We start from the raw sequence: 23,050 nt of genomic DNA, 5'->3' as shown, positions 1-23,050 counted from the left end.
CTATGGCGACGGTTTCTGCAGCGCGACGAGCGCCGCGGTGGCGAATTGATGGGACGCGGCCAGCGCGTTCTCACGCGCGTCGGCCTTGTCGATCCAGGATTGAACAGGAGCGCGGTCACCCGGTGCAAGCGCTTTCAGCTCCTTGAGCGCGGTGGCGATGTCGCCCTGCTTGGCCGCCGCAGTCAGCCGGCCCGCGATCGCGGTGCGATCGATGCCTTCGACCGCGTCGGAGCGCTGAATCTTCACCAGCCGCTCGGCGTTGGCCTGGAATCGGTCGATGAAGCTGGTGCTGGCGCTGGTCTTGTCGGGCCAAAGCTTGGGCAAGTCGTCGATCAGCTCCTGCCCCAGCGCCTTGGCGCTCGGAATGCCGGTCGCGGCGAAGCGATCGAGCGGCTTCAGCGCCGCAGCATCGGGCGCCAGCGGCGTCGCAGCCTTCAGCAAGGCCTGGAACGGCTGGCCCTGGGTCACGGCGAGGTCGAGCAAGGTGGCGGCGACCGCACGGCGCAGCGCGCCGTCTTCGGCGGGCGCCGGCTTCGCCGCAGGTTCCTCCGCTTCAGCTTTCGCGGCGGACTCCAGCGCGCCGATCCGTTGATCAATCGCTGCGAGGGCCGCAGTGGTGGATTCTTGCGCAGCCGTCTTGCCTGCGTCAGCGTTCTCAGTGCTCGGCTTGGCGCCGTCGGGCGCTGCGGATGTCTGCAGTTCTTTGACGGTGGTCGCGAGCTGATCGGTCTGGCCACGCAGCGCAGTCAGATCGTCCCGCAGCGAAGCCACGGTCTTTTCCAGCGCGTCGATCCGGCCTGCGGCGGCTGGATCTGCAGCGCCTCCCCCATCGGACGCCGCCTTCGGCCGCGCCTCGAGATTGGTGATCCGGAGTGCGAGCGCTTCCAACGCGGGGCTGTCGCCCGGCGTCGCTCCGGCGCCACCGACGGCGGGAGCCGCTTCGAGCCTGGCAATGCGTGCGTTCAGCGCGTCGAGTGCCGCAGGATCGGCCTGCGGGGCGTTGACACTGGTCGACGACAGGAATTGCGGCAGCAGGCCCATCTTGGCGGCGCCGACGACGAGGCCGGTGGCGATCGCGATGGTCAGCACCGGCGGCAGGATCAGCGACGCGATGCTGCTGCGCGGCGGCGCCGAGCTGTGCGCGGTCGCCGACGCATCGGCTGCAGCGGTCGTGGTGGCGAATTCCGGCTCCGGCAGTTCGGCGGCCTGTTCGGCCTGCTCGCGCTGGTCGGCGGCGATGTCGAAGGCTTGCTCCGGCCCTCGAGCCGGTTCGGTCTCGGGCGGCGTCTCCGCAGTAGCCCCCGCCTCGGTTTCGGCGGTCGTGGCGTTGGTTTCCTCGCCAGTCGGCTGGGTCTGCTCGGCCGGTTCCGCGGCCTGTTCGTGTTCGGGCCTGTTCTGGACCATCCCTGGATTTTCCTCGTCGCTACCTGTCGGCGCCGGCGGTCCGGCGCGGCATCAATTCACTTTGGTCGGGCCGAGGGCCCGATCCAGCGCTTCGAGCAGCGCCTTTTCGTCCGGCTTGCGCGCCACCATCACCTGGTTGGCGCCCGCCTCACGCACCACCTCGGAGACTGCCTCGGACAGGCAGCACTGCGGAATCGCCAGCGCCGAAATCTCGATGCCGGACGTTCGCGTGGCGTCGATGAACGCCCGGGCGCTGCGCCGCGAATAGTGCAGCACAGCTTCGATGTGATTGGCCGCGAAGGCATCGCACACCTCTCCCGGCAGGCTTGGCACCGGCACCATCCGGTAGGCGGTCTGCATCACCACCTCGAAGCCATCTTCGCGCAATTCGCCGGCGAGGTCGCGCGACAGATCAGCGCCCGCCAGATACAGCAACGCGCCGGCGCGCTTGTCGGTCCCACTGAGGCTGTCGCCGATCTTGATCCGGAGCTTGGCCGCATCGCCGTCGGCGATGATGACGTCGCTGAACCCCGCTTCCTGCGCCTTGCGGGCGGTCTGCTTGCCGACCGCGAACAGCGGCAGTTTGAGGAGCCGCGCCAGCACCGGCTGGTCGTCCAGCGCCCGCAGCGCGTTGGCGCTGGTGACGATCACGCCCGTGAAGTGTGCGTCCGGATCGTCGGGGAACGGCACCGGCTCGAACCGCAGCATCGGTGCCAGCAACACGTCGTAGCCCTTGGCGCGCAGCGTCTTCGCAGTCGCGTCGCCGTCGGGTTGCGGGCGGGTGACGAGCAAAGCCACGCGTTACGTCCTCGGCTGTCGATTGATGAGAATGAATCCGATGAGCCCCGGCCGCAAGATTCTGAGCCGCGTGAAAACCGGTCGCGTTGCAGTGCCCCGCATCGGTGCTCCCATGCAATCTGCCGGGGCTGCGGGGCGCCAAGGGGATGATTGCATTCCAAGACCCCGCAATGCTACGCGAGGCAAGGAGAACGCCGGTTCGGGCGCAAACGCAAGGGCTCAATTTGACTAGTGAACAAGCCTTGCTGGTGCTGGGGATCGAGACCACCTGCGATGAAACCGCAGCCGCCGTGGTCGAGCGCCGCGCCGACGGCAGCGGCCGGCTTCTCTCCAATATCGTACGTTCCCAGACCGACGAACACGCGCCCTTTGGTGGCGTCGTCCCGGAGATCGCGGCGCGTGCCCATGTCGACGTGCTGGACGGCATCATTGCGGCGGCGATGAACGAAGCCGGCGTGGCGTTCGCCAGCCTGTCGGGGGTCGCGGCGGCCGCGGGTCCTGGCCTGATCGGCGGCGTGATCGTCGGGTTGACCACCGCCAAGGCGATCGCGCTGGTCCACGGCACCCCGCTGATCGCAGTCAATCACCTCGAAGCCCACGCGCTGACGCCGCGGCTGACCGATGCGGTCGAGTTTCCCTATTGCCTGTTCCTCGCCTCCGGCGGTCACACCCAGATCGTCGCGGTGCTCGGCGTCGGTAACTACGTCCGGCTCGGTACCACCGTGGACGATGCAGTCGGCGAAGCGTTCGACAAGATTGCCAAGATGCTCGGCCTGCCCTACCCCGGCGGCCCCCAGGTCGAGCGAGCGGCTGAGGCCGGCGATCCGAACCGGTTTGCATTTCCCCGCCCGATGCTCGGCCGCCAGGACGCCAATTTCTCGCTGTCCGGGTTGAAGACGGCGGTGCGCAACGAGGCCGGCAAGCTGACGCCGCTCGATCCGCAGGACATCGCCGATCTGTGCGCCGGCTTTCAGGCGGCTGTGCTGGACTCGGTGGCCGACCGGCTCGGCGCCGGCCTGCGGCTGTTCAAGGAGCGGTTCGGCCCGCCAAAGGCGCTGGTCGCGGCCGGCGGCGTCGCCGCCAACCAGGCGATCCGGCGGATGCTGCGCGAGGTCGCCGCCAAAGCGCAGACCACGCTGATCGTGCCGCCGCCGGCGCTGTGCACCGACAACGGCGCGATGATCGCCTGGGCCGGCGCCGAACGGCTGGCGCTCGGCCTCACCGACCCGATGGATACCGCGCCGCGCGCGCGCTGGCTGCTCGACGCTGGCGCTACCGCGCCGGCCAAATTTGCCAACACGCGCGCCGGGTTCTAAGGCCGGCAATGCTGTGTTGGTGGCTTGGATGATATTGCGATGAGTTCGTTGAATTCGATTGCCGTGCTCGGCGGCGGCGCCTGGGGCACCGCACTGGCGCAAACCGCCGCGCGCGCGGGCCGAAACGTGACGCTGTGGGAGCACGACCCCGGCAATGCCGAGCATCTGATCGCGGCGCGTGAGAGCCGCTTCCTGCCCGGCGTGACGCTGGAGCCGTCGATCCAGGTGACGCGCGATCTGGCCGAAGCGGCGCGCGCCGACGCGCTGCTGCTGGTGGTGCCGGCGCAGGTGCTGCGCCAGGTGGCGACGTCGCTGCAGCCGCTGGTCGCACCGAAGACGCCGCTGGTCGCCTGCGCCAAGGGCATCGAACACGGCACCCATCGGTTCATGACCGAGATCATCGCCGAATGCGCGCCGGCCGCGATCCCGGCGATCCTGTCGGGGCCGAGCTTTGCGGCCGACGTGGCGCGCGGCCTGCCGACCGCGGTGACGATCGCCGCGACCGACGCGGCCTGCGCCCAGGCGCTGGCGCAGGCGATGAATTGCGGCAGCTTCCGCCCCTATCATTCGACCGACGTGCGCGGCGTCGAGCTCGGCGGCGCCACCAAGAACGTGCTGGCGATCGCCGCCGGCATCGTCGAGGGCAAGAAGCTCGGCGCTTCGGCGCTCGCCGCGATGACGACGCGTGGTTTCGCCGAACTGGTGCGGTTCGGCAGGGCTTACGGCGCGCGGATCGAGACCATGCACGGCCTGTCCGGGCTCGGCGATCTGGTGCTGACGTGCGGCACGTCGCAATCGCGCAACTTCTCGTTCGGCGCCGCGCTCGGCCGCGGCGAGAGCATCGACGCCGCCTCGCACGGCAAACTCGCCGAAGGTTTCTTCACCGCGCCGGTGCTGATGGAGATGGCGCAGGCCAAGGGCGTCGAGATGCCGATTTCGGCCGCGGTCGCCGCGATCCTCGACGGCAAGATCGGCGTCGAGGCGGCGATCGAAGGATTGCTGACGCGGCCGCTGAAGGCGGAGGAATAGACGTGGCGTATTGGCTGGTGAAATCCGAGCCGTCGGTGTGGTCGTGGGACCAGCAGGTCGCCAAGGGCGCCGAAGGCGAAGCCTGGACCGGCGTGCGCAATCACTCCGCCAAGCTGCACATGGTGGCGATGCGGCGCGGCGACCGCGCGTTCTTCTATCACTCCAATGAGGGCAAGGAGATCGTCGGCATCGCCGAGATCATCCGCGAAGCCTATCCGGATCCGACCGATGCCAGCGGCAAGTTCGTCTGCGTCGACATCAAGGCCGACAAGCCGCTGAAGACCCCGGTGACGCTCGCCGCCGTCAAGGCCGAGCCCCGCCTCGCCGACATGGCGCTGCTGAAATACTCGCGGCTGTCGGTCCAGCCGGTGACGGCCGAGGAATGGAAACTGGTCTGCAAGATGGGCGGATTGTAGTGAACAGCGCACGCTGCGCGTTCTGATGTCATCCCGCGCGGATGCGGGGGATCCAGTATTCCAGAGCATTCGTGATCGACCTCGGGCTCCCTCCGATACTGGATCGCCCGCCTGCGCGGGCGATGACGTGGTTGGCCTTAGAGCAACGCTTTACATCTCTCCCCCGCTCCCGCATCACCGCGCGATGAGCAGCTCCGCCATTACCGATCCCATCGCCTTCATCCATGCCAACACCCGGCTCCGCGAGGTGCCGCTGGTGCCGGAGGTGCTGCTGCATGTCGCCGACGAGGCGCTGCCGCTGTGGAGCAAGACCGAGGAAGAACTCGGCGAGGCCGGGCTGCCGCCGCCGTTCTGGGCGTTCGCCTGGGCCGGCGGACAGGCACTGGCGCGCTACGTGCTGGATCATCCGGAGGATGTCGCCGGCAAGGACGTGATCGATCTTGCCTCCGGCTCCGGGCTGGTGGCGATCGCGGCGATGAAGGCCGGTGCGCGCCGCGTCGCCGCGTTCGATATCGACGGCTTTGCGCGCGAGGCGATTCTGGTCAATGCCGCGGCGAACGGCGTCGCGATCGAGGTCTGCGGCGACGATCTGCTCGCCGGGCCGCATCCGCTGCCGGCCGAGGCCGTCCTCGCCGGAGATATCTTCTATCAGCAGAATATCGCCGGGCTGGCCTTTGCGTTTCTGCAAAGGCGAGCGGCGCAAGGCGCACGGGTGCTGATCGGCGATCCCGGCCGTTACTATCTGCCGAAGGACCAGCTCGTCCAGCTCGCCAGTTACGGCGTGCCGGTGACGCGCGAACTGGAAGATTCCGAAATCAAGCACACCGGCGTGTGGACACTGAAGTAGCTGGTGAACCTATTGGGTTAGCCGCGAAGCATCGTGCCCCGTGATCTCGAGGTCCTGCATGGTGCCCGCTGGCGCATCGGCTCGGCGCATCTAATGCGCCAGGGCGAGGGTTTGGGATGGCAGCTCACCGAAGAGAGTCCGGTAGCTTCTCGAAAAATCGCTCAGATGCCAGAAGCCGTATGCCAGGGCGCAGGCCTTGACGCTGATGTTGCCGACCAACAGACGTTGCCTGACCTGCCAAAGCCGTTTGAGCCTGAGGTAACGATGCAGGCTCATGCCGCGATATCGCAGCACAGCGTTGTGCAAGGTCCGGACCGAAACGCCAAGAGCGTGCGCCAGCTCGCTGCTATAGATCGGGTTCGCCGGGTTGGCGGCGATGATCTCATCGATGCTCTTGATGATCCACAGAAGCCGATCGGCATGAGCTGACCGAGCACCGAGCGCCAAGGACGAGTTCTCGAAAGCGTCGTCCGCCGCTGCGAGCAGCGATTCCTTGGCGCCTTGTGCGACTTCCGGTCTCTGCAGGTCGCCGGCGGAACGTGAGGCGAGAGTCATGATTTCCATCACCAGACAGCGAAGTCTGTCATGGGCAGACTGCGACATGAAGAACTGGGCAAAGCCGTTCTCCGCGGCCGGCCATCCGCGGTCTCGCACCTCCGGCTCAAACGCTACCCGTGCGAAGCAATGGGGCGTACTTTCATACGCAACATAACCGGCGCCGCTGTGTCCGAGGACGAGTGTCGAGACCTTAAGATCGATGCCGTTGAACAGGCCCGTAGCTTCGTCGGTCATCGAGAAACCGATGACCGTGCGACCCGGCATCAGCGTCCCTCCGGTCAGGCGCGGAAACGACCGCTCCACCAACATGTCACAACCCGGCATGGTCAACATGAACTGCCGAGCCGAGATCTTTCTGACGAGCGGCGTCAATTCAAACTGCAGCGCAGCCGCACCCGATCGGTACAGGTCGATGTCGTCGAAATGAAATATCCGCAGCGCAGCCGATGGGGCCAATGACAGCGTGGTTTTCATCGTACTTCAAAGCAAACTTGGAAGCAGCGCCCGCTAGGAGTGCTTAAGACACGAGCAGGCCGTTTGCTCGCTCGGCGTGTTGAGCAGAACGTCTGGGTGGCTCAATGGTACGAATAGTATTTGAGGACTGCGCCGTCGGGATGTCCAGGTGTTTGCAGATTTTCGATATCGATTTTGCTGCTCATTAATGTCCGTCTAACCCGTGCTTGAAAGATTGCAGTGGGTGTCGACTGCGTATCACCGCGCTACGGAAATAAGCGAGCGATGGCGTAGTCGACGAGAGCGATCAGTTACAAGGATATTCGACGTGCCCAATTCCACGGCGGCAAAAACCCAAGGCTCGTTGCTCGACGAACTCGAGTCCGCGATTCAGACCGGTTCGGCCGAGCGTCGTCTCGAGACTCTGCGGCGGATCACGGACCTTTTCCTGGGTGGCAGCAACAAGTTCAACGAAGATCAGATCGCCGTTTTCGATCAGGTCCTCGGCCAGCTGATCCGGAAGATCGAAACACGGGCACTGGCCGAGCTGAGCGTCCGGCTGGCTCCGATCGACAATGCGCCACTGGAGACGATTAGAAGCCTGGCGAGAAACGACGATATCGAGGTCGCCGGACCAGTGCTCGAAGAATCGGTGCGCCTGACGACGAGCGATCTCGTGGAAATCGCAAGGACCAAGGGGCAGGCTCACCTGCTGGCGATTTCCGGACGCCCGACTCTGACCGACCCGGTGACGGATGTGCTGGTTGCGCGAGGAAACATGGAGGTGTTTCATCGGCTCTTGAGCAACGAGACGTCGTCGATCTCGGCTGCCGGCTTCGCTGTGCTGACCAAAGCTGCCGAGCAGGACGAGCTCCTTGCCGAAAAGGCGGGCCGGCGCATCGATATCCCGATCAAGCTGCTACGCGATCTGTTGTTGAGGGCGAAGGAAGCGGTTCGCGAGCGGCTGCTGGCGGTGATGCCGGCGAAAGTCCGGGACGAGGTCCAGAATATCCTGAACTCAGTGGTCCGCGCCGTCGATCACGAGGTCTCGCAGCCGCGCGACTATGCGGCGGCCCGCAGGTTCGTCGAGCTTCTGAAGGAAAAGGGCGAACTCCAGGAAAAGGACCTGCTGCGGTTCGCGAAAGCCGGCCAGTACGAGGAAACGGTCGCCGCGCTGTCGCTGCTGGCATCGACTCCGATCGATATTCTCAAACCGCTGATGCAGAGTCCGCGCTGCGACGGCTTGTTGGTGCCGTGCCGTGCCGCCGACTTCAGATGGGAGACGGTCAGCGCAATCCTGCAGATGCGCTTTTCGGGCGCCACCCTCGCGGCGCCCGAACTCGACCGGATCGGGCAGGAGTTCGCCAAGCTGTCGAAAGCCAGCGCGCAGCGGATGCTCAGGTTCTGGAAAGTGCGGGAAAGCACGCAAGCGAGCGCATAGCGCAAGCCGCCACATTCGGTGTGATCAAGCATTGGGAGAGAAGCGGTCATGAGCTGGGACAAACGCAAGGCCAAGCGCGTGCAATTCAAACCTAGTACCAGCATCGATATCCGTATCGTCGGCACCGACGGTCTATGGCGACGCGACGGCAAGCTCCTGGATATTTCGGAATCCGGAGTCCTGCTGAGCCACACCGAGTCGGTGCAGGGACTGGACCTCAGAACATTCCTGCTGGAGTTCAAGCCGCAGGGCATGGCCAGTCGGCTGTGCGCAGTGGTGCGGATCGAGGCCGGCCGCATCGCGGCGCGGTTCGTCAAGGAAAAGTCTCGCTGATCTAGACGACAAGCCGTGTGCCGTCGTGCCCGGACATCGTCAGCCGTCGCACCGTTCCGGGCGTTTCGCCGCCAACCGAAACCGGAATGAAATGCTCGGTGCGGCCCTGCGTCGGGCCCTCGATCAGCACCGAGCGCGTTGCGCCGACCTCCGCGGCCAGCCGTCGCTGCAGCGCCGCTTCGCCGGCGGCGCGCAGCCGGGCGGCGCGGGCGCGGATCACGCGGCCGTCTAGTTGTGGCATCCGCGCTGCGGGTGTGCCGGGGCGCGGCGAGTACGGAAAGACGTGCAGAAAGGTCAGGCCGCATGCCTCGACCAGGTCGAGCGAGCGCCGAAACATCTCCTCGGTCTCGGTCGGAAAGCCGGCGATCAGATCGGCGCCGAGCGCGATGTCGGGGCGCAGCCGGCGGACCTCGGCGCAAAACGCGATGGCGTCGGCGCGGCAGTGGCGGCGCTTCATCCGCTTCAGGATCAGATCGTCGCCGGCCTGCAGCGACAGATGCAGATGCGGCATCAGCCGCGGTTCGGTGGCGAGCGCATCGATCAGGTCCCGATCGGCCTCGACCTGATCGATCGACGAGATCCGCAGCCGTTGCAGCTCCGGCACATGCCGTAACACTTTCTTAACCAGGCTGCCGAGCTTCGGCACGCCCGGCAGGTCGGCGCCGTAGCTGGTGAGGTCGACGCCGGTCAGCACGATCTCGGCGTGGCCGCGTTCGGCCAGCCGCCGGACCTGCTCGACCACCGCACCGACCGGCACCGAGCGCGAATTGCCGCGGCCATACGGGATGATGCAGAAGGTGCAGCGATGGTCGCAGCCGTTCTGCACCTGTACGAACACCCGCGGCAGTCCGCTCTGGTATCCGTCCAGCAGATGCGGCGCCATCTCGCGCACCGCCATGATGTCGGCGACCGCGATCTTCTGTTCGGTGTCGAGTCCGAAATTTACGCCGGCGTCGAGCGCGCCCTTGGCGGCGTGCCAGGCGTCGCCCCGGGTCTTGTCGTCGTTGCCGATGACGCGGTCGACTTCGGCCATCGCGGCGAATGTCGCCGGCTCGGTCTGCGCCGCGCAGCCGGTCACGATGATTCGGGCCTCGGGGCGGGCGCGCTTCAGCTTGCGGATCTGCTGGCGTGCCTGTGCCACGGCCTCGTTCGTCACCGCGCAGCTATTGACCACGATGGTGTCAGCGAGTCCGGCGCCTTCCGCCTCGCGCCGGATCAGCTCGGACTCGAACGCGTTGAGCCGGCAGCCGAAAGTGACGACCTCGACGGCCATTATGCGGTGGTGGAATCGAGCGCGCCGGCGAACAGCGCCGGATCGAACCGGCCCTCGAACTCGAATTCGGCGCCGCCGGTCATCAGCACGTGATTATCGCTGTCGCGCCACTCGATGGTGAGCTGGCCGCCCGGCAGCGTCATTTCCACCGTCCGGTCGGTGCGCTTCAGCCGTGCCGCCGCGACCGCGGTGGCGCAGGCGGCGGAGCCGCACGCCTTGGTCAGGCCGGCGCCGCGCTCCCAGGTCCGCATCGTGATGTGCTGGCGATCGACGATGTGGGCGAGCGTGATGTTGGCGCGTTCCGGAAACACCGGATGGTTCTCGAGCAGCGGCCCGAACCGGCCGAGATCGTAGGCCTCGATGTCGTCGACCCAGAACACGGCGTGCGGATTGCCCATGCTGACCACCGACGGCGTGTGCAGGATCGGCGCGTCGATCGGGCCGATCTGCAGCTCGATGCCGCGGGTGTCGCGAAACTCTTCGGCAAGCGGAATCTCCTGCCAGCCGAATTTCGGCTCGCCCATGTCGACGGTGTAGAGGCCGTCGGCCGGGCCGCGCCAGCAGTTGAGCAGCCCGGCGCGGGTCTCGAAGGTCAGGCCGCTCTTGTCGGTGCCGGCGAACATCTGCCGCGCGACGCAACGCATCCCGTTGCCGCAGGCGCCGGATTCGGAGCCGTCATTGTTGTAGATCCGGACGAACGCCTCGGTGCCGGGCAACCGGGCCGGCTGCAGCAGCATCAACTGATCATACGGCACGTGCGCCGCCACCGCCCGCGCATCGGCCGGCGTGACCGGCGCCGGCTGATCGCGCAGGTCGACCACCACGATCTCGTTGCCGATGCCGTTCATCTTGGCGAACAGGCGGTTGTTCAGCGCGCTCATGCTCTCGTCCTCGCCGCGCCTATATGGCGAACCGAGGCCGGTTTGGCCAGTCTGCCGCTCGCAGCGGCGGCACGCCACAGGGAAGCCACACCGCCATCGCATGGCTCGCCAGGACAGGACGAAATCGTGGATCGGATGTTATGAGAAGCCGCTCGACTCGGTGTCTCGCGCGACATCCGATGCCGTGCCACGCGGAAAGGTCGGGCGACGGTCGCGGTGGCCTTGGGAGAGATGGAATGGAACGCCCCTGCCAGTTTGGTCTTACGCGTGTCGGGTTGATACCGGCGCTGGTGCTGACGCTCGGGATCGCCGGCGCCTCGGCTCAGACCGCCCCCGACGCTAGCAAGGACGCCAAGGACAAGCCGTCGGTCTCGGCACCGGCCCAGGCCACGCCGGCAGCCCCGTCGACCCCTGCCCCCACCACACCACCTGCGGCGAGCGAGGCGCCGACGGCTGCCCCGGCTCCCGCAACGCCGGCCCCGTCAGCGGCCGAGACCCCGGCGGCACCGACCACGCCTGCGCCGGTCCAGACCGCCGATCCGTTCGGCGAAGAGACCACGCTGGAGCCGAAGACGGTGGTGATCTTCAAGGGCAAGGCGAACTGGGACAACGCCTTCGACAGCCTGATGGACGCCTTCAAGTCGCTGACCGTGCTGCTCGACAAGCAGGGCATCGTGCCGAACGGCAACCCGATGATCGTCTACACCTCCACCGACGATGCCGGCTTCACGTTCCAGGCCCAGGTGCCGGTGCCGCAGGAGCCGAAGAACCTCGGCAAGTCGATGAGCATCGGCAAATCGCCCGACGGCAAGGCTTTGAAATTCGTCCATCGCGGCTCTTACGACAACATGGACAACACCTACGAGGCGATCACCAACTTCCTCGACGACAAGAAGCTGGAAGCCAAAGACACGTTCATCGAGGAATACATGACCGATCCTCTGAAGACCGCCGAAGACAAGCTGGTGATCAACGTTTACGTGCCGATGAAATGAACATGCTCCGTACACTCTCCGCCGCTGTCGCCGCCTGCTGCTTGCTCGTCGCGCTTCCGGCCCGCGCCCAGGACGCCCCGCCGCCCGGCATCGTCGTGCGCGGCGAAGCCCAGAAATCGGTCGCGCCCGACACCGCCCGGATCGAAGCCGGGGTGTCGAATTTCGCCAAGTCCGCTCGTGCTGCGGCGGATGCCACCAACCTTGCGATGGGCAAGGTGCTGCTGGAGTTGAAGAACGCCGGCATCGAAACCAAGGACGTCCAGACCTCGCAATTGTCGCTGCAGCCGCAATATGCCGATCGGCCGGGCCCGAGCGAAATCACCGGCTATGTGGCCAAGAACATCGTGTCGGTGCGGATCCGTGACATCGCGGCGGTGGCGGGTGTGCTCGACCGGCTGATGGCGGCCGGCGCCAATGAGGTCCGCGGCATCAGCTTCATGGTCAGCGACTCCTCGAAGCTGCTCGACGAAGCACGGACCGAAGCGGTTGCCGATGCGCGCCGCAAGGCCGAGATCTACGCGCGCGCCGCGGGCCTCACGCTCGGGGCGCCGCTGTCGATCGTGGAGGATTCCAGCCCCGTCGTGATGCCGATGCGCAAGATGGCGGCCGAGTTTGCCGACGGTGCTCAGGTCGCGCCGGGCGAGCAAACCCTGAACGTCTCGGTGACGGTGAACTGGGCCATCAAGGCGAAGTAAGCGCAGCGCCTAAAGCTCGAACACCTGCCCGGGCTTCAACACCGGAAAGCGCTCGCGCGGGATTCCCTCTGCGTCGAGCGCCGCATCCAGCGCCTGCTCGGGCGCGTCGATTGCCTCGTCGGTGAGTTGGAAGGTGCCGTGGTGATTGGCGAGCGCCCGCTCGGCGCCGCAATCGGCCAGCGCCTTCACCGCATCGGCCGGGTTCATGTGCTGATCCTGCATGAACCAGCGCGGCTCGTAGGCGCCGATCGGCAGGATCGCCAGCCGCAGCGGCGCATGGGCATCGCGGACGCGGCGGAAGTGCCGGCCATCGCCATAACCGGAATCGCACACCACGTAGATCTTGCCGGCCGGGGTTTCGAGCACGAAGCTCGCCCATAGCGCGCGGTTGCGGTCGAACAGGCTGCGCGCGGTCCAGTGCCGGGTCGGCACCAGCGTCACCGCGACACGGTCGTTCAGTTCGACCCGGTCGCTCCAGTCATAGGCTTCGGCGCGGATGCTGCCGTCGTGCGCCATCATGGTCAGATCATTGCCGAGCGGCGTGATCACCCGCGGCTTGTGGGCGGCGGCGAGCCGCGACAGCGTCGCGAGATCGAGATGGTCGTAATGGCCGTGCGACACTAGCACCACGTCGATCTTGGGCAGTTTGTCGAACGCGATGCCCGGATCGTTGTGGCGCTTCGGCCCGGCGAAACTGACCGGCGACACCCGCTCCGACCACACCGGATCGATCAGGATGTTCAGCCCGCCGGTCTGAAGCAGCCAGCTCGCATGGCCGACATAGACGAGCCGCGCGCCGGTGCCGTCGATGCGCGGCGGCGGTGTGTCGGCGAACGGGCTCGGCGCCCACTCCGGCCATTGCGCCGGCTTGTGGCTGAACCGCCAGCGCAACACGTCGAGAAAGCTCTTCGGGGAGGCGCCGTCAGGATCGAAAAACCGCGTGCCATCGAAGTGATCGGTGACCGGGCCTTGATAATAGCTCATGCGGGATATCCAGAAGGAGGAAAGCCCGGCCGTTGCGGCCAGGCCGGCAGCGGTCGCCAGCAGGCGGCGGCGCGTGATCAAGCTCATCCGCTCATGCACCAACCAGCGCGACGCCTTCGGCGGTCGCTGCCCGGACCAGTGCGGCGTCGAGCGTTGCCAGCTCGATCCGCTCGCGCTGCGCGAGTTCGAGATAGGCGGCGTCGTAGAAGGTCAGGCGATGGCGCTGGGCCAGATCAAACAGGGCATCCGCAGATGGGAGGCGATCAAACGTGATGGCCGCACGATTGATGCGATCCAGAACGCGCTTGATCTGCTGACTGTCGATACGACCTCGCCTCGATCCGACCAGTAAGGTGTTCCGAAGTTCAAACCAGAATAGCGCGGGGGCCACAGCGGTTGCGCTGCCGTGGAGGCGCGCAAACGCGGCATCGGCGATGGGTTCATCCTCGTCGTCGAAACAATACGCCGCTGCGACAGAGGCATCGATGACGAAGCGCACTTAGAACCGACGACCTTTGTCACGCCAGGCAATGATCTCTTCGGCAGTTGCCCGCCCCGACTTCTTGCGCAGCTCTTTCAATTCTTCGATGGCCCGCCGCGCATCCTCCCGACGGCTTTCGTCGAACGGAGGCGCGAGCTCGAACGAACCCGCTCCCTCGCGGCTGATCGTGACCGTCTCGCCGCGTTCGACCTCATCGAGCAGTTTCGCGATGTTGGCCCGCGCATCTGCCAGGCTGACGTGCTTCATGACCTTGGACCTCGTTAAGCTCTCGAAATATAGCGTCTTTCCGCGTAGTCGGGAGTCCCACCAAGGCGCCGGAGTGCCGGATTTCTTGACTTCGGGGCGACGTCGCGTCTAGATGCCGCCGAAATCTCGAAAAGTCTTCTTTTCGATCCGCCGCCCGGTCCTATGAGGCCGGAGGTCAACGTCCGACAGCGCGATGCGCCCTCGGGCGCCATAAGTGTTTGGTTTTGTAGGCCTTTCGCCGGAAGGCCGTCGCTGGAATTGGGCCGATGTTCGACAATCTGTCGGAAAAGCTGGGTGGCATTCTCGATCGGCTGACCGGGCGCGGTGCGCTCAGCGAGGCCGATGTCGACGCGGCGATGCGCGAAATCCGCCGCGCGCTGCTGGAAGCCGACGTCGCCCTCGAAGTGGTGCGTTCGTTCACCGAGCGGGTCCGCGAGCAGGCGATCGGCGCCACCGTCGTCAAGTCGGTCAAGCCGGGCCAGATGGTGGTCAAGATCGTCAATGACGAGCTGATCGCTACGCTCGGCGCCGAGGTCCAGCCGATCGACCTCAACGCCGTGCCGCCGGTTCCGATCATGATGGTCGGTCTGCAGGGCTCGGGTAAGACCACCACCACCGCCAAGCTGGCGCGCCGCATGACCGAGCGCGACAAGCGCAAGGTGCTGATGGCCTCGCTCGACGTCTACCGCCCGGCGGCGATGGAGCAGCTCGCGGTGCTCGGCCGCGACCTGTCGATCGACACGCTGCCGATCGTCGCCGGTCAGCAGCCGCCGGATATCGCCCGCCGCGCGATGGAAGCCGGCAAGCTCGGCGGCTACGATGTCGTGCTGCTCGATACCGCCGGCCGCACCACGCTCGACGAAGAGATGATGAGCGAGGCGGCCGAGATCAAAGCCGCCGCCAATCCGCACGAAGTGCTGCTGGTCGCCGACTCGCTGACCGGTCAGGACGCCGTCAACCTCGCCCGCGCGTTCGATCAGCGCGTCGGCCTCACCGGCATCGTGCTGACCCGGATCGACGGCGACGGCCGCGGCGGTGCGGCGCTGTCGATGCGCGCCGTCACCGGCAAGCCGATCAAGCTGATGGGCACCGGCGAAAAGACCGATGCGCTCGAAGACTTCCATCCGAGCCGGATCGCCAGCCGCATTCTCGGCATGGGCGACATCGTCTCGCTGGTCGAGAAGGCCGCCGCGACGCTGGATGCCGAAAAGGCCGCCGCCGTCGCCGAGAAGATGCGCAAGGGCAAGTTCGACCTGACGGACTTGCGCGATCAGCTGCTGCAGATGACCAAGATGGGCGGCATCGGCGGGCTGATGGGGCTGATGCCCGGCATCTCCAAGATGAAGAACCAGATCGCCGCGGCTGGCATCGACGACAAGATCCTCAAGCGCCAGGTCGCGATCATCGATTCGATGACCCGCGAGGAGCGCAAGAATCCCGACATCCTCAAGGCCAGCCGCAAGAAGCGCATCGCCGCCGGCGCCGGCATCAAGGTCGAGGACGTCAACAAGCTGCTGAAAATGCACCGCAACATGGCCGACATGATGAAAGCCGTCAGCCGCGGCAAGGGCGGCCCGATGGCCGGCCTCGCCAAGGCGATGGGCTTCGGCGGCGGCATGCCGTCACCCGACGAGATCAAGGCGATGCAGGACAAGATGAAGAGCGGCGACATGCCCGAAGGCCTGCCGGAGCTGCCGAAGGACCTGCCGGCGTCGCTGCGCGGCGGCATGCCCAATCTGCCCGGCCTCACCGGCCTGTCCGGCAAGCCGACGCTGCCCGGCCTCGGCGGCTTCCCGGGATTCGGGAAGAAGAAATGAGGTCGCTCTCTCACCTCTCCATCATTCCGGGGCGCCGCGTAGCGGCGAACCCGGAATCTCTGTCGCGGAACAGCTCGAGATTCCGGGTTCGCGCGTTTCACGCGCGCCCCGGAATGACGAACTAACTGCTCAACTCGCACACACGAACCCCCACCTAGGAGATCCGCAATGTCCGTCGTCATCCGCCTCGCGCGCGCTGGTACCAAGAAGCGCCCGTTCTATCATGTCGTCGTCGCCGACTCGCGCTTCCCGCGCGACGGCCGCTTCATCGAGCGCCTCGGCTATTTCAACCCGCTGATGGCCAAGGACAACGAAGCCCGCATCAAGCTCGACCTCGACAAGGTCAAGGACTGGCTCGCCAAGGGCGCGCAGCCGTCGGATCGCGTCGCCCGCTTCCTCGACACCGCCGGTGTCCGCAAGCGCGAAGCCCGCAACAACCCGGAGAAGGCGGTGCCGCGCAAGGAGCGCAAGGCCGCCGACGGCAAGTAAGCGGGGCGGCTGATGCCGTCCGGGCTCACCTGCGTCGCCCGGCAAGTCTGCGTCGCGCGAATCGGCGCGCCGCATGGCGTGCGCGGCGCGGTGCGGCTGTGGAGCTTCACCGCCGATCCGTTCGCCGTGGCCGACTACGGTCCGCTTGCGACCAAGGACGGCGCGCGCCAGTTCGAGATCGCATCGGCGCGCGAAGCCAAGAGCCATCTGGTGGTGACGCTGAAAGGCGTCACCACGCGTGACGAGGCCGAACGGCTCAACGGCGTCGAGCTCTACGTCGCGCGCGACAAGCTGCCGCCGACCGAGGACGACGAATACTACCACGCCGACCTGATCGGGCTCGCCGCCGTGACCACGGCGGGCGACGCGCTCGGCAAGGTGGTGGCGATCCATAATTTCGGTGCCGGCGACATCATCGAAATCGCGCCGCCGTCCGGGCCGACGCTGCTGTTGCCGTTCACCAATGCGGTGGCGCCGACCGTCGACCTCGCGAGCGGCCAGGTGGTGATCGAGCCGCCGAACGAGATCGAAGGCGACACGCCGAACCATCCGGAGGCGTGAGGGTTCGTCGATCGGTCCGGCCGAACGCTGCTACACTCTCTGTGGTCATCGCCGGGCTCGACCCGGCGATCCATCTTCTTGCGAAGATGATGGATGCCCGGATCAAGTGCGGGCATGACGGCTTACCCTTTGCAGGCTCTGCATGACCTGGCGCGCCACTGTCCTCACGCTGTTCCCGGAGATGTTTCCCGGCCCGCTCGGCGTCAGCCTGGCGGGCCGGGCGCTGGCGTCCGGGCTGTGGGCGCTGGAGGCGCGCGACATAAGGGCCGCCGCCACAGACCGGCACCGCAGCGTCGATGACACCCCGGCGGGCGGCGGGCCCGGCATGGTGCTGCGTGCCGATGTGCTGGCGGCCGCGATCGATGCGGTGGAAGCCGCCGCGGACCGCCCGCGCCTGGTGATGAGCCCCCGCGGCCGGCCATTGACGCAAGCCCGCGTCGCCGAGCTAGCGGCCGGTCCTGGGCCGCTGATCGTTTGCGGCCGGTTCGAGGGCATCGACCAGCGGGTGATCGACGCGCGCGGGCTGGAGGAGGTTTCGATCGGCGACTACGTGCTGTCCGGCGGCGAGATCGCCGCGATGGCGCTGATCGACGCCTGCGTCCGGCTGCTGCCGGGGGTGATGGGCAAGCTGGAATCCTCGACCGACGAGAGCTTTTCGGCCGGTCTATTGGAATATCCGCAATACACCAGGCCGCAGAGTTTCGAGGGCCGCCCGATCCCCGAGGTGCTGCTGTCGGGCGATCACGCCAAGGTCGCGGCCTGGCGACTCGCCGAGGCCGAGGCCCTGACCAGGGCCCGGCGGCCGGATTTGTGGGCCGCTAGGCCGGCGCAAACCATTCGGGCAAAGGGCGAATCGCAAAAAACGCCAAAAAACAAGACGGACGGGTGACAAACCCCCAGGATTGCCGTATAGCACCGCCAAATCCGTGCAATGGCAGGACAATGGATCTTTGCGCAGCCCGCGCCGGGATGGTCGGGCGCGCCGCCGATGGAGAATTATCGATGAACCTGATTCAGACGCTCGAAAAAGAGCAGTTCGACAAGCTGTCGGCCGGCAAGACGATTCCGGAGTTCGGTCCCGGTGACACCGTGATCGTCAACGTGAAGGTCGTCGAAGGCGAGCGCTCGCGCGTGCAGGCCTACGAAGGCGTCTGCATCGGCCGCTCGGGCGGCGGCATCAACGAGAGCTTCACCGTCCGTAAGATTTCTTATGGCGAGGGCGTGGAGCGCGTGTTCCCGCTACTGTCGCCGATGATCGACTCGATCAAGGTTGTGCGCCGCGGCAAGGTGCGTCGTGCCAAGCTGTATTACCTGCGCAACCTGCGCGGCAAGTCGGCCCGCATCGTCGAGAAGAAGCAGGACCGCACCGTCGCGGCCGCTGCCGCCGAGTAATCGGCACCTCTAGATTTGGTTTTTCGAAAGCGCGGCCTTCGGGTCGCGCTTTTTTGTTGCGCCTGCGCTGCGCGCCTGCCTGCGCGGCGAAACATTGTGGCCCTGCCGCGACGTGCTATATGGATGGAATGTTTCCAAACCGCCGCCGCGCCTCGAAGATTGTGCTCGACGACCGCAGCCGCCTGCCGTGGCGGTTCTTCGGCCGGCTGACCACGGCCGCGCTGATTAGCTGATCAGCCGACGGCGCATGCGCGCCGCGCGATCCTGCTCACTTCGACAATTCAGAGATCCTTCCGAAGGACCGACACCATGTCCGCCAAGCCCACCACGCTGTACGACAAGATCTGGAACGACCATCTGGTCCACGAGGCCGAAGACGGCACCTGCCTGCTGTATATCGACCGCCATCTGGTGCACGAAGTCACTTCGCCGCAGGCGTTCGAAGGTCTGCGCACCGCCGGCCGCAAGGTGCATGCGCCGGAAAAGACGTTGGCGGTGGTCGATCACAACGTGCCGACCACGGATCGCTCCAAGCCCAATCCGGATCCGGAAAGCGCCGAGCAGATCGCCGCGCTGGCCGAGAACGCCCGCGACTTCGGCATCACCTACTACAACGAGTTCGACAAGCGTCAGGGCGTGGTCCACGTCATCGGTCCGGAGCAGGGCTTCACGCTGCCCGGCACCACCATCGTCTGCGGTGACAGCCACACCTCGACCCACGGCGCGTTCGGCGCGCTGGCGCACGGCATCGGCACCTCCGAGGTCGAGCACGTGCTGGCGACCCAGACGCTGATCCAGAAGAAGGCCAAGAACATGCGGGTGACGGTCGACGGCCAATTGCCGGACGGCGTCACCGCCAAGGACGTGATCCTGGCGATCATCGGCGAGATCGGCACCGCGGGCGGCACCGGCTACGTGCTGGAATACGCCGGCGACGCGATCCGGTCGCTGTCGATGGAAGGCCGCATGACGGTCTGCAACATGTCGATCGAAGGCGGCGCCCGCGCCGGCCTGATCGCGCCGGACGAGCGGGCCTACGAATTCCTGAAGGGCCGTCCGTTGGCGCCGAAGGGCGACGCCTGGGATGCGGCGCTGCGCTATTGGGACACGCTGCGCTCCGACGATGGCGCGCATTTCGATCACGAGCTCAAGCTCGACGCCGCAGCGCTGCCGCCGATCGTCACCTGGGGCACCAGCCCTGAGGACGTGATCTCGGTCACCGGCCGCGTGCCGAACCCGGCCGACATTGCCGATGAAGCCAAGCGGCTCTCCAAGGAGCGTGCGCTGGCCTATATGGGCCTGACCCCGGGCACCAAGATCACCGATATCAAGATCGACCGGATGTTCATCGGCTCCTGCACCAACGGCCGCATCGAAGATCTGCGCGCCGCCGCCAAGGTTGCCGAGGGCAAGACCGTCAATGGCAACGTCAACGCCATCATCGTGCCGGGCTCCGGCCTGGTGAAGGAGCAGGCCGAAGCCGAGGGGCTGGACAAGATCTTCATCAAGGCCGGCTTCGAATGGCGCGAGCCGGGCTGCTCGATGTGCCTGGCGATGAACCCCGACAAGCTGGCGCCCGAAGAGCGCTGCGCCTCGACCTCGAACCGCAACTTCGAAGGCCGCCAGGGCTTCAAGGGCCGCACCCATCTGGTGTCGCCCGCGATGGCCGCCGCCGCCGCGATCGCCGGCCACTTCGTCGACATCCGCGACTGGCACTGACGGCGGCGAGCTGGTTCGCGGCGGGACTTCACTACCAATCTTGGTTCGACAGAACAGCGAACAGGCGTCCCTCGGGGCGCCTGTTCTGCTTCGCGGGTCGCGTCGAGCTCAGAACTGAATTTGGCGATAGCCAAAGGAAGCGATCAGAACGCGCTCCCGGGCTTACCACGATGGCCCGAGGCCCCAGCCGTAGCCAAACGGGAAGAACGGCGCGACCGGGTCGGGCCGGTACCAATGCGGGTGGGCATTGTAGTCGTAAGTTCCGCGTGGTCCGTACACATAGGTGCGGTGCGGCGACCGGTGCCGGCGGACATGGCGAGGCTTGGCATGCGGCTTACGCTGCCGCGCGCTGACGTCGGTCGCTTGCGGGACCGAGACGCCGGTCGCCTTGGCGGGAGTTGCCGGGCTTGCGCCCGCAGGGCCTGCGACGCCGAGCGCTGTCGCCAGGATGGTCGCTCCGATCCATGCACGCATCGTCACCTCCATCGGTTGCTTCAGCATCATGTCGGCGTCGCCTGCTCGATTGCAACCGCTTGAGACGAAACGGGCCCGCATTTGCGGGCCCGTTGGTAACCGATCCGTATCAGCGCCAGTGGCGGTGATGGTGGTGCCGGTAGTGACGATGGTGATGCCGGTGACCGTAGTAACGGCGAACGTGGTGATGCCGATGCCAGCGGTGATGATGACGGTGGATGTGCCGGCGGTGGCGATAGTGCACCTCGGTCGCCTGCGGGATCGCGTCGTGCTGTACGGCGGCTGCAATGCCCGGGGCCGACAACGGTGCCGCTTCGGCGCGTTTGCCAGGCGCGGCGATCAGCAACAGACCGGCGATCACAGCCAGACCCGACAATTTGAGAATGTTCATTCAACAGCTCCTTGGTTGACGGCGCGCTCTTCCGCTTGATGCGGTCGGCGTGCCGCTCGGCGTAGCCCCCTGAAGATCAAGCTGACGTGCTCGACGTGAACGCGGTGTGAATACGTAACCGCCGCCCGGCAATGCGCGATCGAGGCCCGAGGTTCCCCAGGCGCAGCCAATCTTCTCGGTACTCAGCGTACCGAGTCGTGCTTAGTTGCAGAGTTGTCGGGTGGTGTCGGCGATCAGCCGCGCCGCCAGAAACAATTCATCCGCGGCACAATCACGGTGCCGCTCGGGCGATGTTCCTGGACGTAGCTGGCGGTGCATTCACGGACGGCGTTGCGGCCCGGGTCGAAGCGCGGGATCACGCCGTCGCTGTCGTCGCGCGGATAGATCGGCAGCCGCCGCGGCGCCCGGCGAACCCGCTCCTGTGACGATACGTCAGTGAGGCGATCGGCCGCCGCGTGGTTCGTGGCCGCCACCGCCTGCTGGGCCTCAACCGGTGTCGCCGTAGGGAGGCCGCAAGCCAGCCCCAGTCCCAGCGTCGCCGCTGCGATCGTGATCCGCCCCATGCCGAGCTGGTTCATGCTGTCCGCCCCTTCAAAGCCCCGCGGCAAAGTCCCCGATCGTGGCGCCGCCGTCAACCGCAAGCCGCTTGCCGCCCCCACCCGATCGCGTACAACGGCCGCTATGTGGATCAATGCCAAAGCCCCCACCCTGGCCGAGCTGGAACAGATGGCGCACGAGATGTTCGCCCGCCTGCCCGGCGAATTCCGCTCGCTGTGCGAGGACGTCATCATCCGGGTCGACGATTTCGCCACCGAGGAGGTGCTGGACGAACTCGGGGCCGAGAGCGAATTCGACGTGCTCGGGCTGTTTCAGGGTGTCGGCCTGCCGCAGCGAACCAGCCAGGACGTTGCCCCGATGCCGAATATGATCTGGCTGTATCGCCGGCCGATCCTGGATTATTGGGCCGAGCACGACGACGAGCTGGGCGACATCGTCCGCCACGTCCTGGTGCACGAGATCGGCCACCATTTCGGCCTGTCGGACGACGATATGGAAGCGATCGAGGCCAAGGCCGACGAGACGACCGACGAGACGGCCGAGGATTGAGCCTGCCGCGCGCGGCCCTGCGGTTTGCCGGCTTGACCGCCGGCCAAGGGGCGTTAAGACCATTCCAAACCCCGGAGACCTGACGATGGACAAGTTCACCACGCTGGAAGGCGTTGCGGCGCCGCTGAAGATCATCAATGTCGACACCGACATGATCATTCCCAAGCAGTACCTGAAGACCATCAAGCGGACTGGTCTCGGCAAGGGTCTGTTCTCGGAGCAGCGCTACAAGGACGACGGCAGCGAGAACCCGGACTTCATCCTCAACAAGCCGGCCTATCGCGGCGCCAAGATCCTGGTCGCCGGCGACAATTTCGGCTGCGGCTCGAGCCGTGAGCACGCTCCCTGGGCGTTGCTCGATTTCGGCATCCGCTGCGTGATCTCGACCTCGTTCGGCGACATTTTCTACAACAACTGCTTCAAGAACGGCGTGCTGCCGATCCGGGTCTCGCAGGCCGATCTCGACAAGCTGTTCGACGACGCCGAGCGCGGCTCCAACGCCACGATGACGATCGATCTGCCGGCGCAGGAGATCCGCGGTCCCGATGGCGGCGCCATCAAGTTCGAAATCGACCCGTTCCGCAAGCACTGCCTGATCAACGGCCTCGACGACATCGGGCTGACGCTGGAAAAGAAGCCGTCGATCGACGCCTATGAGTCCAAGCTGAAGACCGAACGCGCCTGGGCGTAACGCCTGTGCTCTCCCCGCTTCGTGCGGGGAGAGAACTCCTGGCCATGAAGGTCCAAGTGGTCCGCGGTTGCGCGCGGGATCAATTCGTTGCTTCGAGTTTCCTGGCGGTGTCGCGGATCGGTTGTTGCGCGACACCCGCGCTTGCCTCGCATTGAAGCGCTGCCTCGGTTCTGATTGTCGGCAACGACGCGAGCCGCGTGCAGCACGAAATCGGTCAGGCAATGATTGCAATTTGCCG

General features: G+C 66.2%; 27 protein-coding genes. 16 read left to right on the top strand and 11 right to left on the bottom strand.

What is annotated here, in order from left to right:
- Both DNX69_RS16165 and DNX69_RS16160 read right to left on the bottom strand, forming a co-directional pair.
- On the bottom strand, positions 1-1,404 hold the full coding sequence (locus DNX69_RS16165; RefSeq protein WP_110786973.1) for a COG4223 family protein: 1,404 nt from the start codon (positions 1,402-1,404) through the stop codon (positions 1-3).
- 51 nt (positions 1,405-1,455) lie between these two features.
- Positions 1,456-2,202 (bottom strand): uroporphyrinogen-III synthase, encoded by a 747-nt coding sequence (locus DNX69_RS16160; protein WP_110786972.1) that lies wholly within the window; start codon positions 2,200-2,202, stop codon positions 1,456-1,458.
- A gap of 242 nt (positions 2,203-2,444) precedes the next feature.
- Between DNX69_RS16160 and tsaD the strand changes: the two genes are divergently transcribed.
- The 4 genes from tsaD (at position 2,445) to DNX69_RS16140 (ending at position 5,810) form a co-directional block, all read left to right on the top strand.
- Positions 2,445-3,518: a tRNA (adenosine(37)-N6)-threonylcarbamoyltransferase complex transferase subunit TsaD gene (tsaD, locus tag DNX69_RS16155; protein ID WP_110786971.1), complete on the top strand. Its 1,074-nt coding sequence runs from the start codon at positions 2,445-2,447 to the stop codon at positions 3,516-3,518.
- 39 nt (positions 3,519-3,557) lie between these two features.
- Positions 3,558-4,547 carry an NAD(P)H-dependent glycerol-3-phosphate dehydrogenase gene (locus DNX69_RS16150; RefSeq protein WP_110786970.1) on the top strand — a complete coding sequence of 330 codons (990 nt, stop codon included), beginning with the start codon at positions 3,558-3,560 and terminating at the stop codon, positions 4,545-4,547.
- 2 nt (positions 4,548-4,549) lie between these two features.
- Positions 4,550-4,963 (top strand): EVE domain-containing protein, encoded by a 414-nt coding sequence (locus DNX69_RS16145; RefSeq protein ID WP_110786969.1) that lies wholly within the window; start codon positions 4,550-4,552, stop codon positions 4,961-4,963.
- A 184-nt stretch (positions 4,964-5,147) separates the two neighbouring features.
- On the top strand, positions 5,148-5,810 hold the full coding sequence (locus tag DNX69_RS16140) for a class I SAM-dependent methyltransferase (RefSeq protein ID WP_110786968.1): 663 nt from the start codon (positions 5,148-5,150) through the stop codon (positions 5,808-5,810).
- Between the two features lie 90 nt (positions 5,811-5,900).
- Here DNX69_RS16140 and DNX69_RS16135 read toward each other — a convergent pair whose 3' ends face one another.
- Complete coding sequence (locus DNX69_RS16135; protein ID WP_110786967.1) at positions 5,901-6,842, bottom strand: AraC family transcriptional regulator; 942 nt, start codon at positions 6,840-6,842, stop codon at positions 5,901-5,903.
- Positions 6,843-7,065: 223 nt separating this feature from the next.
- Here DNX69_RS16135 and DNX69_RS16130 point away from each other — a divergent pair, with 223 nt between their 5' ends.
- Together DNX69_RS16130 and DNX69_RS16125 are read left to right on the top strand one after the other, a co-directional pair.
- Positions 7,066-8,262 carry a DUF2336 domain-containing protein gene (locus DNX69_RS16130; RefSeq protein WP_165825274.1) on the top strand — a complete coding sequence of 399 codons (1,197 nt, stop codon included), beginning with the start codon at positions 7,066-7,068 and terminating at the stop codon, positions 8,260-8,262.
- Positions 8,263-8,310: 48 nt separating this feature from the next.
- Positions 8,311-8,595: a PilZ domain-containing protein gene (locus DNX69_RS16125; RefSeq protein ID WP_110786965.1), complete on the top strand. Its 285-nt coding sequence runs from the start codon at positions 8,311-8,313 to the stop codon at positions 8,593-8,595.
- A 1-nt stretch (position 8,596) separates the two neighbouring features.
- Here the strand turns inward: DNX69_RS16125 and mtaB are convergent, their stop codons facing one another.
- Both mtaB and dapF read right to left on the bottom strand, forming a co-directional pair.
- Entirely contained in the window at positions 8,597-9,868 is a 1,272-nt protein-coding gene (gene mtaB / locus DNX69_RS16120) for a tRNA (N(6)-L-threonylcarbamoyladenosine(37)-C(2))-methylthiotransferase MtaB (protein ID WP_110786964.1), read from the bottom strand.
- Positions 9,868-10,749 carry a diaminopimelate epimerase gene (gene dapF / locus DNX69_RS16115; protein ID WP_110786963.1) on the bottom strand — a complete coding sequence of 294 codons (882 nt, stop codon included), beginning with the start codon at positions 10,747-10,749 and terminating at the stop codon, positions 9,868-9,870. Before dapF ends, mtaB begins: the two co-directional genes overlap by 1 nt.
- Before the next feature lie 236 nt (positions 10,750-10,985).
- Here dapF and DNX69_RS16110 point away from each other — a divergent pair, with 236 nt between their 5' ends.
- Positions 10,986-11,744 (top strand): GyrI-like domain-containing protein, encoded by a 759-nt coding sequence (locus tag DNX69_RS16110; RefSeq protein WP_110786962.1) that lies wholly within the window; start codon positions 10,986-10,988, stop codon positions 11,742-11,744.
- Entirely contained in the window at positions 11,741-12,439 is a 699-nt protein-coding gene (locus tag DNX69_RS16105; protein ID WP_110786961.1) for an SIMPL domain-containing protein, read from the top strand. The genes DNX69_RS16110 and DNX69_RS16105 overlap by 4 nt, the downstream gene beginning before the upstream one ends.
- Positions 12,440-12,448: 9 nt before the next feature.
- On the opposite strand, the gene DNX69_RS16100 is transcribed toward DNX69_RS16105, so the two are convergent.
- The 3 genes from DNX69_RS16100 to DNX69_RS16090 are packed head-to-tail and all read right to left on the bottom strand — an operon-like array spanning position 12,449 to position 14,171.
- Positions 12,449-13,510 carry an MBL fold metallo-hydrolase gene (locus DNX69_RS16100; RefSeq protein WP_110786960.1) on the bottom strand — a complete coding sequence of 354 codons (1,062 nt, stop codon included), beginning with the start codon at positions 13,508-13,510 and terminating at the stop codon, positions 12,449-12,451.
- Between the two features lie 4 nt (positions 13,511-13,514).
- Positions 13,515-13,922 (bottom strand): type II toxin-antitoxin system VapC family toxin, encoded by a 408-nt coding sequence (locus DNX69_RS16095; protein WP_110786959.1) that lies wholly within the window; start codon positions 13,920-13,922, stop codon positions 13,515-13,517.
- Entirely contained in the window at positions 13,923-14,171 is a 249-nt protein-coding gene (locus DNX69_RS16090; RefSeq protein WP_110786958.1) for a type II toxin-antitoxin system Phd/YefM family antitoxin, read from the bottom strand.
- Between the two features lie 266 nt (positions 14,172-14,437).
- Here DNX69_RS16090 and ffh point away from each other — a divergent pair, with 266 nt between their 5' ends.
- From ffh to leuC, 6 genes are all read left to right on the top strand, one after another.
- Positions 14,438-15,988: a signal recognition particle protein gene (gene ffh / locus DNX69_RS16085; protein WP_110786957.1), complete on the top strand. Its 1,551-nt coding sequence runs from the start codon at positions 14,438-14,440 to the stop codon at positions 15,986-15,988.
- Between the two features lie 168 nt (positions 15,989-16,156).
- Complete coding sequence (gene rpsP, locus DNX69_RS16080) at positions 16,157-16,477, top strand: 30S ribosomal protein S16 (RefSeq protein ID WP_110786956.1); 321 nt, start codon at positions 16,157-16,159, stop codon at positions 16,475-16,477.
- 12 nt (positions 16,478-16,489) lie between these two features.
- Positions 16,490-17,038 carry a ribosome maturation factor RimM gene (rimM, locus tag DNX69_RS16075; RefSeq protein WP_110786955.1) on the top strand — a complete coding sequence of 183 codons (549 nt, stop codon included), beginning with the start codon at positions 16,490-16,492 and terminating at the stop codon, positions 17,036-17,038.
- 142 nt (positions 17,039-17,180) lie between these two features.
- A complete protein-coding gene (trmD, locus tag DNX69_RS16070) occupies positions 17,181-17,927 on the top strand; it encodes a tRNA (guanosine(37)-N1)-methyltransferase TrmD (RefSeq protein WP_110786954.1) in 747 nt (248 codons plus the stop codon).
- A 113-nt stretch (positions 17,928-18,040) separates the two neighbouring features.
- Positions 18,041-18,430 carry a 50S ribosomal protein L19 gene (rplS, locus tag DNX69_RS16065; RefSeq protein WP_107346377.1) on the top strand — a complete coding sequence of 130 codons (390 nt, stop codon included), beginning with the start codon at positions 18,041-18,043 and terminating at the stop codon, positions 18,428-18,430.
- Positions 18,431-18,739: 309 nt separating this feature from the next.
- Positions 18,740-20,149, top strand: coding sequence for a 3-isopropylmalate dehydratase large subunit (gene leuC / locus DNX69_RS16060; protein ID WP_110786953.1), 1,410 nt, complete (start codon positions 18,740-18,742; stop codon positions 20,147-20,149).
- A gap of 162 nt (positions 20,150-20,311) precedes the next feature.
- Here leuC and DNX69_RS16055 read toward each other — a convergent pair whose 3' ends face one another.
- From DNX69_RS16055 to DNX69_RS16045, 3 genes are all read right to left on the bottom strand, one after another.
- Entirely contained in the window at positions 20,312-20,653 is a 342-nt protein-coding gene (locus tag DNX69_RS16055) for a hypothetical protein (protein WP_234826987.1), read from the bottom strand.
- Between the two features lie 79 nt (positions 20,654-20,732).
- Entirely contained in the window at positions 20,733-21,014 is a 282-nt protein-coding gene (locus DNX69_RS16050) for a hypothetical protein (protein ID WP_110786952.1), read from the bottom strand.
- A 233-nt stretch (positions 21,015-21,247) separates the two neighbouring features.
- Positions 21,248-21,592, bottom strand: coding sequence for a hypothetical protein (locus DNX69_RS16045; protein ID WP_110786951.1), 345 nt, complete (start codon positions 21,590-21,592; stop codon positions 21,248-21,250).
- A gap of 103 nt (positions 21,593-21,695) precedes the next feature.
- Here DNX69_RS16045 and DNX69_RS16040 point away from each other — a divergent pair, with 103 nt between their 5' ends.
- Positions 21,696-22,121, top strand: a complete 426-nt coding sequence (locus DNX69_RS16040; protein ID WP_110786950.1) for a metallopeptidase family protein — start codon at positions 21,696-21,698, stop codon at positions 22,119-22,121.
- A gap of 85 nt (positions 22,122-22,206) precedes the next feature.
- On the top strand, positions 22,207-22,812 hold the full coding sequence (gene leuD, locus DNX69_RS16035) for a 3-isopropylmalate dehydratase small subunit (RefSeq protein ID WP_110786949.1): 606 nt from the start codon (positions 22,207-22,209) through the stop codon (positions 22,810-22,812).
- Positions 22,813-23,050: the final 238 nt, after the last annotated feature.

Origin of the sequence: Rhodopseudomonas palustris, from assembly GCF_003226555.1 — a bacterium.
GTDB lineage: Bacteria > Pseudomonadota > Alphaproteobacteria > Rhizobiales > Xanthobacteraceae > Rhodopseudomonas > Rhodopseudomonas palustris_I.
This window is presented reverse-complemented; position numbering and strand designations above follow the sequence as displayed.